This window comes from Rhizobium leguminosarum bv. viciae USDA 2370, from assembly GCF_002008365.1.
GTDB classification, from domain to species: Bacteria; Pseudomonadota; Alphaproteobacteria; order Rhizobiales; family Rhizobiaceae; genus Rhizobium; species Rhizobium leguminosarum.
The window spans coordinates 173,510-190,491 of the sequence record NZ_MRDL01000007.1 but is presented as its reverse complement, the minus strand read 5'-3'; the positions used below and the strand labels follow the sequence as shown (position 1 = coordinate 190,491).

General features: G+C 61.6%; 16 protein-coding genes. 13 read left to right on the top strand and 3 right to left on the bottom strand.

The features are described 5' to 3' along the window. Positions 1 to 5: 5 nt before the first annotated feature. Complete coding sequence (gene pdxH, locus BS629_RS03800) at positions 6 to 626, bottom strand: pyridoxamine 5'-phosphate oxidase (RefSeq protein WP_018245083.1); 621 nt, start codon at positions 624 to 626, stop codon at positions 6 to 8. Between the two features lie 65 nt (positions 627 to 691). Between pdxH and BS629_RS03795 the strand changes: the two genes are divergently transcribed. The 4 genes from BS629_RS03795 (at position 692) to BS629_RS03780 (ending at position 4,552) form a co-directional block, all read left to right on the top strand. Continuing rightward, positions 692 to 1,150 (top strand): RT0821/Lpp0805 family surface protein, encoded by a 459-nt coding sequence (locus tag BS629_RS03795; RefSeq protein ID WP_018245082.1) that lies wholly within the window; start codon positions 692 to 694, stop codon positions 1,148 to 1,150. A gap of 629 nt (positions 1,151 to 1,779) precedes the next feature. Continuing rightward, positions 1,780 to 2,997 carry a J domain-containing protein gene (locus BS629_RS03790; protein WP_018245081.1) on the top strand — a complete coding sequence of 406 codons (1,218 nt, stop codon included), beginning with the start codon at positions 1,780 to 1,782 and terminating at the stop codon, positions 2,995 to 2,997. A gap of 121 nt (positions 2,998 to 3,118) precedes the next feature. Further along, positions 3,119 to 3,937, top strand: coding sequence for an enoyl-ACP reductase FabI (gene fabI / locus BS629_RS03785; protein ID WP_018245080.1), 819 nt, complete (start codon positions 3,119 to 3,121; stop codon positions 3,935 to 3,937). A 24-nt stretch (positions 3,938 to 3,961) separates the two neighbouring features. Further along, positions 3,962 to 4,552, top strand: coding sequence for a histidine phosphatase family protein (locus BS629_RS03780; protein ID WP_018245079.1), 591 nt, complete (start codon positions 3,962 to 3,964; stop codon positions 4,550 to 4,552). Positions 4,553 to 4,678: 126 nt separating this feature from the next. On the opposite strand, the gene BS629_RS03775 is transcribed toward BS629_RS03780, so the two are convergent. Next, positions 4,679 to 4,939, bottom strand: coding sequence for a DUF1344 domain-containing protein (locus BS629_RS03775; protein ID WP_018449305.1), 261 nt, complete (start codon positions 4,937 to 4,939; stop codon positions 4,679 to 4,681). A 244-nt stretch (positions 4,940 to 5,183) separates the two neighbouring features. Here BS629_RS03775 and BS629_RS03770 point away from each other — a divergent pair, with 244 nt between their 5' ends. The 3 genes from BS629_RS03770 (at position 5,184) to ribB (ending at position 10,810) form a co-directional block, all read left to right on the top strand. Continuing rightward, positions 5,184 to 8,363 (top strand): bifunctional diguanylate cyclase/phosphodiesterase, encoded by a 3,180-nt coding sequence (locus BS629_RS03770; protein WP_018245077.1) that lies wholly within the window; start codon positions 5,184 to 5,186, stop codon positions 8,361 to 8,363. A gap of 232 nt (positions 8,364 to 8,595) precedes the next feature. Next, complete coding sequence (gene aroC, locus BS629_RS03765; RefSeq protein WP_018516574.1) at positions 8,596 to 9,693, top strand: chorismate synthase; 1,098 nt, start codon at positions 8,596 to 8,598, stop codon at positions 9,691 to 9,693. Positions 9,694 to 9,706: 13 nt separating this feature from the next. Further along, complete coding sequence (gene ribB / locus BS629_RS03760; RefSeq protein WP_018245075.1) at positions 9,707 to 10,810, top strand: 3,4-dihydroxy-2-butanone-4-phosphate synthase; 1,104 nt, start codon at positions 9,707 to 9,709, stop codon at positions 10,808 to 10,810. A gap of 229 nt (positions 10,811 to 11,039) precedes the next feature. On the opposite strand, the gene BS629_RS03755 is transcribed toward ribB, so the two are convergent. Next, complete coding sequence (locus BS629_RS03755; protein ID WP_018245074.1) at positions 11,040 to 12,230, bottom strand: winged helix-turn-helix domain-containing protein; 1,191 nt, start codon at positions 12,228 to 12,230, stop codon at positions 11,040 to 11,042. A gap of 118 nt (positions 12,231 to 12,348) precedes the next feature. Between BS629_RS03755 and BS629_RS03750 the strand changes: the two genes are divergently transcribed. From BS629_RS03750 to BS629_RS03725, 6 genes are all read left to right on the top strand, one after another. Next, entirely contained in the window at positions 12,349 to 13,023 is a 675-nt protein-coding gene (locus BS629_RS03750; protein WP_026188642.1) for an energy-coupling factor ABC transporter ATP-binding protein, read from the top strand. Next, the gene (locus BS629_RS03745) at positions 13,023 to 13,631 is read left to right on the top strand and encodes an energy-coupling factor transporter transmembrane component T family protein (protein WP_018245072.1); all 609 of its coding nucleotides are present in this window, start codon (positions 13,023 to 13,025) and stop codon (positions 13,629 to 13,631) included. Before BS629_RS03750 ends, BS629_RS03745 begins: the two co-directional genes overlap by 1 nt. Before the next feature lie 24 nt (positions 13,632 to 13,655). Continuing rightward, complete coding sequence (locus tag BS629_RS03740) at positions 13,656 to 14,219, top strand: biotin transporter BioY (protein ID WP_018245071.1); 564 nt, start codon at positions 13,656 to 13,658, stop codon at positions 14,217 to 14,219. A gap of 112 nt (positions 14,220 to 14,331) precedes the next feature. After that, entirely contained in the window at positions 14,332 to 14,907 is a 576-nt protein-coding gene (locus BS629_RS03735) for a GXWXG domain-containing protein (protein ID WP_018245070.1), read from the top strand. 87 nt (positions 14,908 to 14,994) lie between these two features. After that, positions 14,995 to 15,783, top strand: a complete 789-nt coding sequence (locus BS629_RS03730) for an alpha/beta fold hydrolase (protein WP_018245069.1) — start codon at positions 14,995 to 14,997, stop codon at positions 15,781 to 15,783. Beyond that, a complete protein-coding gene (locus BS629_RS03725; RefSeq protein WP_018245068.1) occupies positions 15,783 to 16,922 on the top strand; it encodes a PAS domain-containing sensor histidine kinase in 1,140 nt (379 codons plus the stop codon). Before BS629_RS03730 ends, BS629_RS03725 begins: the two co-directional genes overlap by 1 nt. Positions 16,923 to 16,982: the final 60 nt, after the last annotated feature.

Genomic DNA, 16,982 nt, shown 5'->3' with positions numbered 1-16,982 from the left:
GCCCGTTACGGATACATCCGCACCTTGTCCCATTCGCCTTCCGGTGATGGCCGGCGGAATTCGACCCGGTCATGCAGGCGGAATTTCTGGTCCTTCCAGAATTCGATCGAGGTCGGCCGGATGCGGAACCCCGACCAGTGGGCGGGGCGCGGAATCTCGCCGATAGCATAGCGGGCGGTATATTCGGCCACCGCCTTTTCCAGCGCGAATCGGCTTTCGAGCGGACGGGATTGTTTGGAGGCCCAGGCGCCAATGCGGCTGCCGCGCGCGCGTGTCTTGAAATAGTCGTCCGCTTCGGCATCGGTGACGATCTCGACGGGGCCGCGCAGCCTCACTTGGCGGCGCAGGCTTTTCCAGTGAAAGCACATGGCAGCCTTTTTCTGTCCAAGAATTTCGCGGCCTTTCTGGCTCTCGAAATTGGTGTAGAAGACGAAACCGTTGTCGTCGAATCCCTTCAGGAGAACCATGCGGACATTGGGAAGACCATCCTCATCGACCGTTGCCAGCGCCACCGCATTCGGGTCGTTGGGCTCGGACGCCTCGGCTTCTTTCAGCCATTCGGCAAAGAGCTTGAAGGGTTCGCCACTTTCGGTAAAGTCACCGCTTGTTAACTCGTTTGCCGACATATTGGTTCAAATGCCCCGGATTATTCAAAACTCGCCCAGCTTTTGATAACTGGACAGGATGCAGGGTGGAAGTCATAACAAAGTCATCTCGCCATACAAAGGGCCTGCGGCGACGCAGCCGCGCGTTCTTCGTCATCAGCACCGCGATGTTATCGCTTTCCGGCTGCGTCGGCGGCGGTATGGATTTCTTGAGTGACGCCAAGGTCGACCGGTCGGTGGCAACCGGCACCGTGCCGCAGACGCCGCCGAGCACCGACACGCTTTCCGACGAAATGACCGTGCGCAATGCCGTCACCTCGGCCGATGTGCAAAGGCTCGAGGGCCAGCCGCTTCCCTGGGCAAATGCATCGACGGGCAGTGCCGGCGTCATCGATACGATCGTCGAGAACAACGAGTCCGGCCAGGTCTGCCGCCAGTTCCGCACGACCCGGCATTCCTATGTCGGCATCGCCAAATTCTACGGCAAGACCTGCCTCGTCGGTGGCGGCAACTGGCAGCTTCTGAGTTTCCAGCCGGAGAGCTGATCCTCCTAGAGCCTTTCCGGGTTAGATTGAAGCATTCTGCCGGAGCAGGTTTTCGTCAGGGCAAAGGCGATTGGCGAAGGGCATACCTCCTGGTACGTCCGAGCCGATCGCCTTTGATCCTGGCGGAAAGATGCCCGGCCCACCGGCCGCACTGCTTCGCCATGCGAAGCAATAGGTGCGTCCGGCGATTCTAAAGTCTTGCAGATTTGCCCGGCAAATCTGCGGGAGGGTTGGCTGAAACGGGCCGGCTGATCGACCGGCCGGCTTGGCCGTAGGGCTTGGCTACGACGCGCGCCGACCGGTCGATCATCCGACTCCGTTTGAACCAACAGAATGCTTCAATCTAACCCGGAAAGGCTCTACGGTAGTTCAAAATATTACAGCGTCCCTTTGCGCGTTCGAAAAGACGCGCGGCGCCGTCGCCAACAGGTTAACGCGCGGCCGCTTTCTGCCCAATGCTTAGCAAAGAGCTAACCATTCGCCGCGAAACACCCCACATGTCTGCACAGAAATAACAAGTGATTAGCAACTCCGCCGCAGGATCGGCGTTGAGAGTGGTTCTTCCTGCCTTTGTGGCAGGTGGCGCCACACACGTTTTATTGGACGGGGATGCCGGGCAAGGACGAGGCTTGCCGCATCGCAACACCGGCGGTTTTGACATGCGCGATCCTTATAAAATTCTGGGCGTCAAGCGCGACGCGGCAGTAGACGAGATCAAGGCGGCTTGGCGCAACATGGCCAAATCAGCCCATCCCGATCACAATCAGGACGATCCGACAGCGACGGCCCGGTTCGCCGAGATCGGCCGCGCCTATGAAACGCTGAAGGATCCGCGCAAGCGCAGCCTGTTCGACAATGCCCTGCGGATGGCCGAAGCCAAGAAACACGAACAGACGATCATGCAGCAGCGCCAGGCCGCCCGCGAGGCGGCCGTGCGCGCCAAGGCGGCGCAGGCCAATGCCGAGCGCGTGATGGAAGAATTGGCGCGCGCCGCCCAGAAGGCTGCCGCCGACGGCTCCAGGCAACAGGCAGGTTCCGCTGAGGCCGCCGACGAGATGGTGGATCGCATTTTCGGCGCCCAGGCCCGCGCAGCTGCCAGTGGCCAAGCGCAGGGTCGCGCCCAGCAGACGCAATACCAGCAGGCCCAAAATCAGCAGACACAAAACGCCCAGGGCGACGCCGGCAAGCGTATGGACGGCGATGCCGCCGAGGCCGACAGCAAGGGCGACGAGGAAGCCGGCGAAGCTGCGGCAAATGCCGCCGCCAACCTGTCGCTGCCGCTCAGCATCCTGACATCACTGGTGCGCCGTTTCACCGGCGCCAAGGATACGAGCCTCGAAAAGGCACCGGATGAGGTGACGACGGCGACGGTGACGATCGACGACGTGTTGAAGAGCGGCTGGATCACTGCATCGTTGCCGGAGGGCCGCGAAATCGGCTTCGCATTGCCGGCAGGTACGACCGACGGTCACGAGATCAGGCTCAAGGGACAGGGCTTCAAACTGCCGGGCCTGCAGCGCGGCGACGCCGTCATCAACATTCGCATCGCGCCAGATCCGCGCTTCACGGTCGACGGTTTCGATCTGCACGCCGTGCTGCCGCTCAGTATCGAAAATGCCGTGCTCGGCACCGAAGCCCGCATCGAGGGACCGAGCGGGCCGCTGAACGTGACCATCCCGGCATGGTCCGGCTCGGACAAGATGATTAGAATTCCCGGCCAGGGATTGCCCCGCGAAGAGGGCGGCAGAGGCGATCTCGTCGTCGAATTGCGCATTATCTTGTGGGAAAAACCCGACGATAAAATCACCGATCTCATGCGGAGCATGCGCGAAGGCCTGTTCCTATGAAATTTTTATGACATTCGCACCCTTTATTACGATCCCTAACAGTTGATGATCCCGGCCAAGCTTGAACCGATTAACGGCCTATGCCATAGGCAGGATCGATCAGAATCCTAGGGAGCGAAATATGGCTCAAGCATCCGGCCTCATGGCAGGCAAACGCGGCGTCATCATGGGTGTCGCCAACAATCGTTCGATTGCGTGGGGTATTGCCAAGGCCATTCATGCGCAGGGTGGGGAAGTCGCGTTCACCTATCAGGGCGATGCGCTGAAGAAGCGTGTCGAGCCGCTCGCCGCCGAAATCGGCGCGACGCTGGTCGGCCACTGTGACGTCGCCGACGAAGCCACCATCGACGAGGTTTTCGGGAACGTCGAAAAGCTGTGGGGCAAGATCGATTTCCTCGTGCATGCGATCGGCTTTTCCGACAAGGACGAGCTGACCGGCCGCTACGTCGACACCTCGGCCGACAACTTCGCCAAGACGATGCAGATCTCCGTCTATTCCTTCACTTCGGTCGCACGCCGCGCCGAGAAGCTGATGACGGATGGCGGCGCCATGCTGACGCTGACCTATTACGGTGCCGAAAAGGTGATGCCGAACTATAACGTCATGGGTGTGGCCAAGGCCGCGCTCGAAGCGAGCGTCAAGTATCTCGCCGTCGACCTCGGGCCGCAGAACATCCGCGTCAACGCCGTCTCGGCCGGACCGATCAAGACGCTTGCCGCCTCAGGCATTGGCGATTTCCGCTACATTCTGAAGTGGAACGAATATAACGCGCCGCTGCGCCGTACCGTCACCATCGAGGAAGTCGGCGATGTCGGCCTCTATCTCCTGTCGGACCTGTCGCGCTCCGTCACCGGCGAAGTGCACCATGCCGACAGCGGCTATCATGTCATCGGCATGAAGGCGGTCGACGCGCCCGACATTTCCGTCATCAAGGACTAGAGCATTTCGAGCGGAGCTGAGACCGTGCTTATCTACGTGATCAGACACGGCCAGACCGCCTGGAATGCCGAGCGCCGCCTGCAGGGTCAGAAGGATATCCCGATGAATGCCACGGGCCTGGAACAGGCCCGGCAGAACGGCATCGCGCTTGCCGGGATTCTCGGCGACACGATCGACCAATTCGATTTCGTCGCCAGCCCGCTCGGACGCACACGCGCGACCATGGAGATCATGCGCACCGCCATGGGCCTGCCACCGCTTGCCTATCGCACCGATCCGAGGCTGGTGGAAATTTCCTTCGGCGACTGGGAGGGCTCGACGATCAAGGAGCTGAAGGCGACGCAGCGCGAGCGGGTGGCAGAACGCAACGCCTCGAAATGGGATTTCATTCCGCCCGGCGATGATGCGGAAAGCTATGAAATTCTCTCCTGGCGGACCGGCTCGTGGCTGAACTCCGTCGATCGCCCGACGGTTTGCGTCACCCATGGCGGCGTCATCCGCACGCTTTTCCAGACAATCGCCGACCTGCCGAAAAGCACTGCTGCGGAAGGCGCGATCCCGCAGGATCGAATCATCCGGATCGAAACCTCGGAGCGGACGATCGTCTGGCTCTAGGCAGTGCCAGTCAGCGATGCGCTCAACAGGTCGGATTGGGATGCGAACGAGCTGTTTGGCCTGTGCGGTCCAGGGAGGTTGCAGCGATCGGCGCTTACCTCACCTGATCGGTCTCCAGAGAACTGCCTATTTGACGATGTCGAGATCGTTGATGACGCGTTTGCCGTCGACCTCGGTATAGAAGACGATCACCTTCACGCCGGCTTCGAGGCCGTCGAAATTGAATTCCTCAGGCGCCTGATAGGTCTTGCCGTCATCGAGCGTCAGCACGAGGTTTGTTGTGTCGACCTTTTTGATCGTCGCCTCGACATCGGCGCTCTCGGCAAAACCGCTCATCGGTGACAGGAAGCTTGCTGTTGCCAAAAGCGTGGCGACGACGAAACGCATGGCGACAATCCTTTTAAGACGCTGCACGAGAACATGACTGGCCACAGATAAGCTCCTGAATATGGCGAAAATTGCCCGTAAGAATGGCTTTTCCCGCCCAATTGATGAATAGGATTTTAAATATAATCAAGATACCGCGTTAACCCGCGGTTTTTCCCTTCACACGATTTTTCGGCATCGCCGGCGGGCAATCGTAAATTAACCCGCGCGTCCTACAGTTGCTCGCCAACAGGGGAGTTTCATTTTGCTATCCAGGCTCAGCGACAGCAAGCAGTTGCGGCGCGTGTTGAAGAATACTCGCGTTTCGTTTCTGGTTTCGTCGCTTGTCGCCCTCGTCGTCATCATGGTCGGCTTCGGCCTCGACCGGGCCAATACTGCGTCTTATGTGCGCGAACTTCATATCCGCACCGAAAACGAGACGAATCTGATCCGCGCCCGGGTCATGGCCGAGATCAATTTGGACCTCAGCGTCGTCCGCGACCTTACGAACCTGATCTCCCTCAGCGCGGCGAACGGAGAGGAGATGGAGCGCCAGATCAACTGGCTGCTGATCCAGAACCCGTCCTTCATTCATATCGCCGTCGCCCCTGATTTCATCGTCCGCGACATCCACCCGCCGCAATCCGGCAATGAGCGGATCGGCCGCGACGTGCGCGAAACTCTCTTCTTCCGCCAGGTGATGACCAGCGCGGCCGGCGACCAGTCGGCGCGCTTCTACGGCCCGATCAGCATTGATAGCCGCGACGCCTTTGCCATCTTCTTCCCGGTTTTCGTCAGGGAGAACGGCGAGCGGCGGCTCTGGGGGGCAGTCGAGGTCGCCATCGACCAGACGATGTTCTACCAGGCGACCGGGCTGATGCCGGCACGCGACCGCGAGAACCGGGAACGCTATCCGCATCTCGACCATCTTTCGATCGCCATCCGCGATATCGGCGCGGCGGCCGCGACCAATGCGGCTCTGCCGCCGCCGTTCTTCGGTTCGTCCGATATCGATGACAAGCATCCGATGCGCCAGAAGATCGGCTTTGCCGGCGGCAAGTGGGAGCTTTCCGCGGTCCCGAACAGCGGCTGGAACGCGATACCCGAAAACCGCACCGAGTTGCGTCTGATCATCCTTGCCGCCGGCTTCATCATCATCGTGCCGATCTTCTTCGCGACCCTTTTGCTCGGCGAGCGCAATCGCAATATTACCGCGCTGGAGAGGCGCGAGGCGAAATTGCTGGAACTGTCGCAGCGGCTCAATCTGGCGCTGGAATCCTCCAATATCGGCATCTGGGAGCTGGAGGATCATTCGAGCAGCCTGCTCTGGGACGCCCGCGCCGCGGCTCTGCACGGCAAAGCGGCGGCAGAAGGAAGCCGGCCGCTCGACGAATGGCTGGCGTCGATCCTGCCCGAGGATCGTGAAACCGCCGAAGTGCATTTCTTCAGCTGCAGCATTGCCGGCGCTGCCTGCACGGCGCAGTACCGCATCCTGCTTGGCGACGGTGGCATCCGCCACCTGCGCTCGGTCGGCGCCTTCTATACGGATGCCGGTGGCGTCAGCAAGACGATCGGCATCGTCTGGGACGTGACCGCCGATGCGGTGACCACCGACACGCTGCGCAAGGCCAAGGATATGAGCGAGGTCAAGAATGCCGAGCTGGAGCTGGCGCTTGAAGAGCTCTCAAGCCGCGAGGGGCAGCTCGCCGAGCTTTCCAGCCGGCTCGACCTGGCGCTCAACTCCTATCAGTGCGGCATATGGGAGGCGCGGCCCGGCCTCGGCGGATCGATCTGGAACGAGCGGATGCACGAGCTCTACGGGCTTGCGCCGCGCAACGGCTTCATGACCGAGGAGATCTGGCTTAGCCGCATCCACCCCGAGGACCGGAGCCTGGCGCTCGAAAGCGCGCGTCACTTCAAGCGCAACGGCGATACGCACACCCTCGTCTGCCGGGTGATCGTCGACGACGGCTCGGTGCGCTATGTGCGCTCGGTCGGCAAGGTCCACCAGACGGGGACCGGCGAGATGAAGATCATGGGCATCGCCTTCGATGCCACCGAAGACGTGCTGATGACGATCCGGCTGAAGGCCGCCAAGGACGAGGCGGTCGCCAAGAATATCGAGCTCGAACTTGTCAAGAACAGGATCGAGCACAATTCGCTGCACGACCCGCTGACCGCACTCGCCAACCGCCGCAAGCTCGACATCGCACTCGAAAATCTCACCCATGACGGCCGGCAGCAGCGGCAGAAATTCTCGATCCTGCACATCGATCTCGACCGCTTCAAGGACATCAACGACACGCTTGGCCATGCCGCCGGCGATGCGATGCTGGTGCACGCCTCGAAGGTGCTCGCCAAGAATGTCCGCGGCAGCGATATCGTCGCCCGCATCGGCGGCGACGAGTTCGTCATCCTCGCCCTCGACGTCGGCGACAAGGAGATGGCGCAGCTTTCGACGCGGATCATCGAGGAGATGCGCCAGCCGATCGATTTCCAGGGCTTTTCCTGCCGCTGCGGCGTGTCGATCGGCATTGCGCTCGCCAACGGCATCCATGTCGATGCGCGCAAGGTGCTGATCAATGCCGACATCGCGCTCTACCGCGCCAAGAGCATGGGCCGCAACCGCTTCGAATTCTTCAATCACAATCTCCAGGCCGATATCATCAACACCAAGCGCACGGCCGACGAGATCCTCGCCGGCATCGACAATGGCGAATTCACCGCCTGGTATCAGCCGCAATTCTGCGCCCGGACGATGGAACTGACCGGCGTCGAGGCGCTGGTGCGCTGGAAGCATCCGTCCAAGGGACTGCTGACGCCCGACAAGTTCCTGCGCATCGCCGACGAGATCAATGTCGTGCAGATGCTCGACCGGATCGTGCTGGAAACGGCGCTGCACGACAAGATGCGCTGGACCGCGCGCGGCATTGCCGTGCCCAAGGTCTCGGTCAATGTTTCGGCCCGGCGGCTGCATGACGGCAGCCTGCTGGAATCGCTCGCCGACCTGCATATCCGTCCAGGCGAAATCTCCTTCGAACTCGTGGAATCGATCTTCCTCGACGAGAGCGAGGACGTCGTCTCGCAGAATCTCGAGCGCATCAAGGCGCTCGGCATCGATATCGAGATCGACGATTTCGGCACCGGTCATACCTCGATCGTCAGCCTGTTGAAGCTGAAGCCCAAACGGCTGAAGATCGACCGGCAGCTGGTGCAGCCGATCGTCAATGCCTCGCAGGAGCGCGCACTCGTCAGCTCGATCATCGAGATCGCCCGCTCGCTCGGCGTCGAGACGGTGGCCGAAGGAGTGGAGACGGCAGCACATGCCGCACTGCTGCGCGATCTCGGCTGCGACATCCTGCAGGGCTATGCCTTCTCGCGGCCGCTCTCCTTTGACGATTTCACCGCAGAAGCCACAGGAACGGGGTGGCGGCTGGCCTCGTGATCGCCGCCTGCCGATCGGCCTCGTCCTAACCCCTCCCCGCCCGCGCAGAGAGAGTGGCGGCAGGATGCGCCGTCCATCCCCGACAACGAACGGAAACAGCATTTCCTGAGCTGGTGGTTTGGCGCAAAGAAAGGCTTTTGCCTCGGCGGGTTTTTGGCCTATGAGTGTCGCGCCTTTTCAAGCAATGGCGCGGCCGGCAGCGACCGGTTTTGGCGCGCCACCGTGGGAACACATGTCGCACAATACATTCGGTCACCTTTTCCGCGTAACCACCTGGGGCGAAAGCCATGGTCCGGCGCTCGGCTGCGTCGTCGACGGCTGCCCTCCGGGGCTGCGCTTCAAGCTCGAAGACCTGCAGGTCTGGCTCGACAAGCGCAAGCCCGGACAATCCCGCTTCGTGACGCAGCGGCGCGAGGACGATCTGGTGAAGGTTCTGTCCGGCGTCATGCTGGACGCCGACGGCGAGACGATGACGACCACCGGCACGCCGATCTCCATGCTGATCGAAAACACCGACCAGCGCTCCAAGGATTACGGCGAGATCGCCAAGCAATATCGCCCCGGCCATGCCGATTATACCTATGACCTCAAATACGGCATTCGCGACTATCGCGGCGGCGGCCGCTCCTCGGCGCGCGAAACCGCTGCGCGGGTTGCCGCCGGCGGCATCGCCCGCCTTGTCGTGCCAGGCGTTACCGTGCGCGGCGCGCTGGTGCAGATCGGCAAACACAAGATCAATCGCCGCAACTGGGATTGGGACCAGGTCGATCAGAACCCGTTCTTCTCGCCCGATGCCGCGATCGTGCCGGTCTGGGAGGAATATCTCGACGGCATCCGCAAGAACGGCTCCTCGATCGGCGCAGTCATCGAGGTGATCGCCGAAGGTGTGCCGGCCGGCCTCGGCGCGCCGATCTATGCCAAGCTCGACCAGGATATCGCCTCGCTGCTGATGTCGATCAACGCCGTCAAGGGCGTCGAAATCGGCAATGGTTTTGCCGCCGCCGAAACGTCAGGCGAAGACAATGCCGACGAGATGCGCATGGGCAATGACGGCACGCCGATCTTCCTTTCCAACAATGCCGGCGGTATTCTCGGCGGCATCTCCACCGGGCAGCCGGTGGTGGCGCGTTTCGCCGTCAAGCCGACCTCCTCGATCCTGACCGAACGCCAGTCGATCGATGCGGAGGGCAAGAATGTCGATATCCGCACCAAGGGCCGACACGACCCTTGCGTCGGCATCCGCGCCGTGCCGATCGGCGAGGCGATGGTCGCCTGCGCCGTCGCCGATCATTATCTTCGCGACCGCGGCCAGACCGGCCGTCTGAAATAGGAGCGCTCGTCCCATGTCTTATGACCAGAAGCGTGTCGTCGACGCCATCCGGGCCTTCGAGGCCGGCGAGATCGTCGTCGTCATGGACGACAATGACCGCGAGAACGAAGGCGACCTGATCGTCGCTGCCGTGCATTGCACACCTGAGAAGATGGCCTTCATCGTGCGCCACACCTCCGGCATCGTCTGCGCGCCGATGCCGAAGGAAGAGGCCAAGCGCCTCAACCTCAACGCCATGGTGGCGGAAAACGATTCGGCCCATACGACGGCCTTCACCGTCTCGGTCGATTTCAAGCACGGCACGACGACCGGCATCTCCGCCGACGACCGGACGCTGACGGTGCGCAACCTCGCCAATCCGAATGTCGGCGCTTCCGATTTCGTCCGTCCCGGCCACATTTTCCCGCTGGTTTCCCGCGAAGGCGGCGTGCTGATGCGCTCCGGCCATACGGAAGCTGCCGTCGACCTCTGCAAGCTCGCCGGCCTGCCGCTGATCGGCGTTATCTCAGAACTCGTCAACGACGACGGCACCGTCACCCGCGGCCCGGAGGTGGTGGACTTTGCCGAACAGCACGGGCTGAAGCTTGTTTCCGTCGCCGATCTGATCGCCTATCGCCAGCGCAAGGAAACGCTGATCGAGCTCGGCACCAGCTTCGACATCGAGACGCCGTTCGGCAAAGCCAAGGCCCATACCTATTCCCTGCCCTGGGACCCGATGCAGCATCTCGCCGTCGTCTTCGGCGACATCCGCGACGGTGTCGACATCCCGGTGCGCCTGCATCCGGAGAATGTCGCCGATGATCTCTTCGGCAAGAACAGCCCGGTCGATTTCTACATGCAGAAGATTGCCGAGCAAGGCCGCGGCGTCATCGTCTATCTGCGCGAAGGCTCGGTCGGCGTCGGCCACCACGACAACGGCCGCAAGGCCCGCAACCAGGGCCGCGAAGCCCATGCCGAAGCCCAGACGCGCGACAGCGAGTGGCTGGAAATCGGCCTCGGCGCCCAGATCCTCAGGGATCTCGGCGTCAGCTCGATCAAACTGCTCACCAGCCGCGAGCGCCACTATGTCGGCCTCGAAGGTTTCGGCATCAAGATCAGCACGACGGAGATCTGCTAAAGGCTTTTCCCTTCTCCCCAGCGGGGAGAAGGTGGCCCGAAGGGTCGGATGAGGGGGCCACACGGCACGCCATTTATTGCTCTTCGCTTACGCTCAGTGCATTCGCGGCTTTGCCGCTCACCCCCTCATCTGCCTACCGGCATCTTCTCCCCGCTGGGGCGAAGGGATACGTAGCAACGTCTCGGTCCTTTCACCTCGGTAGGAGCAAGATATATCGGACGAGATTCGCCTACCCTCTCCAGCCCTCGAGAAGCACGACTTTCTCCACACCGGCAAACCGCGCGACCCGGTCCAGCTCGGCTTCCAGTCTCTCCAGCCGCCCGGCTGACAGCTTGACGCCCGGCTCCAGCCAGAGCCGCTTGACGTCGAGCGTCGACTTCTTCCGATCCGCCTTCATGTCGATGCGGCCGATCAGCCTGTCGCCTTCGAGCAGCGGGAAGACGTAATAGCCATACTCGCGCTTCGGCTCGGGCACGAAGATCTCGATGCGGTAGAAGAAGCCGAACAGGCGTTCGGTGCGGTTGCGGTCGCGGATCATCGGGTCGAAGGGGCTGAGCACGCGGACGCGCGGCGGAGCGCCGGGGTAAGTGTCGAGTGTCGACAGGAAATCGGTAAAAGCCCAGGATGGGCGCGCCTTGCCGCCAAGCGCCGGTTCGATCAACACTTCGATCAGTTCGTCGCGATGGGCTGATACCCAGGCCTTGGCCTCATCGGGCGAGACCAGGTTCCAGAAGGCTGATATCTCGCCATGGGTGGCGAAGCCGAGCCGGGTAAGCGCGCTGCGGCAGGCCCAGTCGACGAACTCCTCGCGACTCACCTCCGGCTCGCGGAACTCGGCCGGGATGACGCGTTCCGCCAGGTCATAGATCTTCTGGAAATTCGAGCGGCCGGCGATGGCGAACTTGCCGGTGTGCCAGAAATATTCGAGCGCCGTCTTGTTCGGATGCCAGTTCCACCAGCCGCCGGAAACGTGGCCGTCGGCCTTGATGTCGCGCGCCAGGATCGCGCCGTCGCGCTCAACGCGCTCATAGGTCTCCGCGAACGCCGCCTCGAAGCCCTCGCCGCGCCATTTGCGCCAGCGCTCGACGATCACCTTCTCCTGATGGCGGAACTTGTGCTTCCAATAGACGAAAAAGGCGCTCGGCAGGATGGAAGCGTCATGTGTCCAGTGCTCGAACAGCGCGCCGTCCTTTTCGAGCAGCGCGGTCAGATGCTCGCGCCTGTAGGTCTGGTTGCGGGAAAACAGGATCTGATGATGCGCCCGCTCCACCGTCTGGATACTGTCCACCTGGACGAAACCCAGTTCATGGATGAGCTGCAGCAGGCCGGCCTTGGTCAGGGCGCGGTTCGGCGGGGCGCTGAGGCCCTGCTTGGCAAGAAAGACACGGCGGGCGTCGGAATTGGAAAGCAGATTCGTCATGACTGCATCATAATCCGGAAAATCTTCCTAGCCACCCGATATCGACAAGGAGATTTACTCTTTCATCACCCGAGATTCCCCGTATAGAAGCGGGATCGCGAGGATGCGAGGGATGGGTTTGGATATTCGTTTCGAAGGCGCCGGGGTCAGTTTCGGGGCACGGGTGGCGCTGCAGCCGCTGACGCTTGGCATCAGTGGAAAACGCATCGGCGTCATCGGGCTGAACGGTTCGGGCAAGACCACTTTCGCGCGGCTGATCAACGGATTGACCAAGCCATCGGTCGGCCGCGTCACCGTCAACGGCCGCGACACGAGCGATGAGAAGGCTGCTGTGGCCGATGTCGGTTTCATCTTCCAGTCGCCGCAGAACCAGATCATCCTGCCGATCGTCAAAGACGACATCGCCTTCGGGCTGAAGCGGCGCGGCTTAACCAAGGCGGAAATCGAGGCAAAGGTCGAGGGCGTGCTGGCCCGCTTCGGCGCTGAGGCGCTGGGCGAGCGCCGCGCGCACGAGCTTTCCGGCGGCGAGCTGCAGGTGGCGGCCCTCTGCTCGGTGCTGGCGACGGGACCGGGCATTCTCATCCTCGATGAACCGACCAACCAGCTCGACCTCAAGAACCGGGCGTTGGTCGAAGGGATTATCGCCGGGCTCCCGGAAAGCGCCATCATCATCACGCATGATCTGGAGCTGATCGCCGGTTTCGAGCGGGTGCTGCTGTTTCATGAAGGGCGGCTTGCCGCCGATGCGCCGGCTGCCGAGGCGATCGCCCGCTACAAGGAGATCGCCGCCTGATGCAATCGCTCTATGTCGAAGGCAACAGCGTGATGCACCGGCTTTCGCCGCGGGTAAAGCTGTTGTCGCTGACGGTCTTCGGCGTCGTGCTGTTCATCAGCGGCAACATCCTGCTGCTTTCGATCGCCGTGCTGCTGACGGCGGTTCTCTACCGGATGATCGGCCTGCCGTTTGCCAATGGGCTCAGGCGGCTGCGGCCGGTCTTCCTGACGATCGCGGTCGTGGCGCTTTTCAACCTCATCTTCAATCCCTGGCAGGAGGCGCTCGTGCCGCTGCTGCGGCTGACGGCATTGATGCTGCTTGCCGCCACCGTGACGGCGACGACGTCGATCACCGAGTTCATCGACGAAGTGACGGCGCTTGCCCGCCCGCTCGAACGCACCGGCTGGGTGCAGGCCGACGATATCGGCCTGGCGCTGGGGCTGGTGCTGCGTTTCGTGCCGGAGATCGTCGGCCGTTATCAGGCGATCCGCGAGGCGCATAAGGCACGCGGGCTGAAGGTCCGGCCGACGACGCTGCTTGCGCCGCTGATCATCCTGACCCTTAAGGATGCGGATAATATCGCCGCGGCGATTGACGCGCGCGGAATTCGGCGGCATGTGAGTTAACGATTGATAAACACGGAATTCATGATGAGCACTCGCGACCTCGTTCTTACCGCCCTCTTTGCCGCGATCATCGTGGCGCTTGGCCTGCTGCCGCCGATCTCGCTCGGCTTCATTCCGGTGCCGATCACCGCCCAATCCCTCGGCGTCATGATGGCCGGTGTCGTGCTCGGCGCCCGGCGCGGCGCGATTGCCGTGCTGATCGTGCTGGTTCTGGTCGCGATCGGCCTGCCGGTGCTTTCCGGTGGCCGCGGCGGGCTTGCGATCTTCGCGTCGCCAACGGCCGGCTTCCTGATCGGCTGGATCTTTGCCGCCTTCGTCACCGGCTATCTCAGCGAACGGCTGGTCAACGAACAGCAATCCGGCCTGGTGCAGACGGTGAGCTTCTTCCTCACCGCCATGGCCGGCGGCATCGTCGTGCTCTACGCTTTCGGCATCACCTATCTCGCCACCGTCGCCGGCTTCGGCTTCACGAAAGCCTTCGTTGGCTCGATGGCCTTCATTCCCGGCGACGTGATCAAGGCCTTCGTCGCAGCCCTGCTTGGCCGCGCCGTCATGGTCGGCTATCCCCTGCTGCCGTCGCGCGCCTGACGCATAGACCGGTCTTGTCTGGTGAATACCCCAACGGCCCCTTCGGGGGCCGTTGCGCTTAAAGACATAGAGCCTATGCGAAAGCCTGCACCAGGCGTTCCGCCTGGTCCGCATGAACGGGACCTTCCAAACCTTCTTTTCATTTGTCGCAACGAACATCCCTGAAGGAGAAATCATGCGAGGCGACCAGCAGGAGGAGATGGCTGCCTGGTTCCGGTCGCTGGATCCTGTCCAGCCGAAGGACATGGTCGGCCTCTGGAGCGGCGTCGGCATTCCGTCGGATCATCCACTGGACGGCGTGCTCGAGAATCTCAACTGGTTCGGCAAGCGCTTCCATTCCGACATGCGGGCGGACGCCCTGCTCTTCACGTGGAGACCGGGCCGACTGGTGGCGCTCGAGCCAAGCTTCTTACCCATCAGGCTGGCGATCAAGATAGCGCCCTTTGGCCGGACGTTCGTCGCGCGCAGCTGGTTCTCATACCTGCAGAAGATGCTTCGAGCGAGAGGCACGACCGCTTCGTTACGGCTTCAGGCCGTCGACGGCATCGAAACGGCTGCGATGATCTACGACAAACAGCCGATCGTGGACTACTTCCGGAGGATTGACGATGACGAGATTGCCGGAATGATGTGTGTGCGCGACGACCCTCGGCGATTCTTCTTCAAGCTCCGGAAAGTGACGGACTGAGGTATGCAGCAAACGGCTGGCGCCTGGATAATCTTTCCTCAATCCAAAACAGGCTGAACATGCTATGAAAGCAGGGAAGAGGACGAGATGACCGTCATCGATCGAAATCATGTTCAAGTCCGGGGCGATGGCCAGCGTGCGATGATCTTTTCGCATGGATTCGGGTGCGACCAGAATATGTGGCGCTTCGTGGCTCCGGCTTTTGAAGGCGACTTCAAGACAGTGCTGTTCGATCATGTTGGCGCGGGACGATCCGATCTCACAGCTTATGATGCCGGAAAGTATTCTTCATTGTCTGGTTATGCCGATGACCTCGTGGAAATTTGCCGCGCGCTTGGCCTGACGCAAACAGTCTTCGTCGGGCACTCCGTCAGCGCGATGATTGGCGTCATCGCGTCGCTGGAGGCACCGGAACTGTTTGAAAGCCTGATCCTTGTCGGGCCGTCGCCGCGCTATATCAACGACGATGACTATATCGGCGGCTTCAGCGCGGCCGAGATAGACGAACTCCTGAAATCGTTGGACGACAATCACTTGGGGTGGTCTGCCGCCATGGCACCCGCCATCATGGGCAATCCGGATCGACCGGAACTTAGCGAAGAGCTGACAAACAGTTTCTGCCGCACCGATCCTGAGATCGCCAAGGCATTCGCACGGGTGACCTTCACCTCAGACAATCGCCGCGACCTTCCGCGCGTCACCGCCAGAACGCTGATCCTTCAATGCCGCGACGATATCATCGCCTCCGAAGAGGTCGGCGAATTCGTCCATCAGCAGGTCCCGAATAGTCAATTGGTCGTGCTGAACGCAAGTGGCCACTGCCCTAACCTCAGCGCTCCCGACGAGGTCATCTCTGCAATCCGGCGGTTCGTCTGATGAGCGGTCCCGACACGCAGATCTCCATGCCGGCGGAAGACCTTGAGGACTTATACGAAAACGCGCCATGCGGCTATCTTTCGCTGCAGCCGGACGGGCGCATCGTCAAGGTGAACAAAACGCTGTCGACCTGGATCGGCATCCCTGCCGAGCAACTCCTCGGCAAACGACTTCACGATCTGCTCAACACCTCGGGCCGTATATTCTACGAAACCCATTTTGCGCCTTTGCTGCGCATGCAAGGGTTTTTCAACGAGGTTGCCCTCGATCTTGTGGCGGCGGACGGTAGAAAACTGCCTGTGCTCGCCAATGCCATGGAAAGACGTGCAGAAGACGGTGCCCTGCTTTTCACCCGTGTGACGATGTTCCAGGCTGCCGAGCGTCGCCGTTATGAACGGGAGCTGGTCGAAGCGCGCGCGGCGGCGGACACGGCCGGTGCCATCGTCAAATCCCAGCTCGACTTCGAACAGCAAACCGCCGAGTTGCGGGAGCAGTTCATCGCCATCCTTGGCCATGACCTGCGCAACCCGCTTGCCTCGATTGCCGCTGCGGGGCGTATGTTGCGAAAGGAAGAGCAGACCGATCGCTCGACTAAAGTTCTCGATTTGATGCAGGGCAGCGTCGTTCGCATGTCTGGCCTGATCGACAACGTCCTCGACTTCGCGCGTGCACGATTGGGTGGCGGCATCGTGCTCGACAGGCGAGCGGAGGAGCTCGAGCCGATCCTGCGGCAGGTCATCGAAGAACTCCGCTATAGTCACCTCGACCGCAGGATTGAGGTGAGCATCGAATTAGACGGCCCTATAAGTTGCGACAGCAGCCGGATTGGCCAGCTGGTGTCCAATCTCTTGGGAAATGCCCTGACCCATGGGACGCCGGACGAACCGGTGCGGCTATCTGCGGCAACCGTCGACGGAAGACTGGAGCTCTGGATCGCCAACGGCGGCGCTCCTATTTCCAGCGATGCGATGACACGGCTTTTCCAGCCTTTCTTCAAAGGCGAAGCCGGCACAAGTCAAAGAGGATTGGGGCTGGGTTTGTATATCGCTTCGGAAATCGCCCGCGCCCATGGCGGGGCCATCACGGTCAGTTCCGGTGACAACGAGACACGCTTCACCTTTGTGATGCCCTTGGATTGAACCCGACCGCACAGCTGCGCCGACGTGGGCGGAAAGACACATTCACAGCGCAGACGCTAT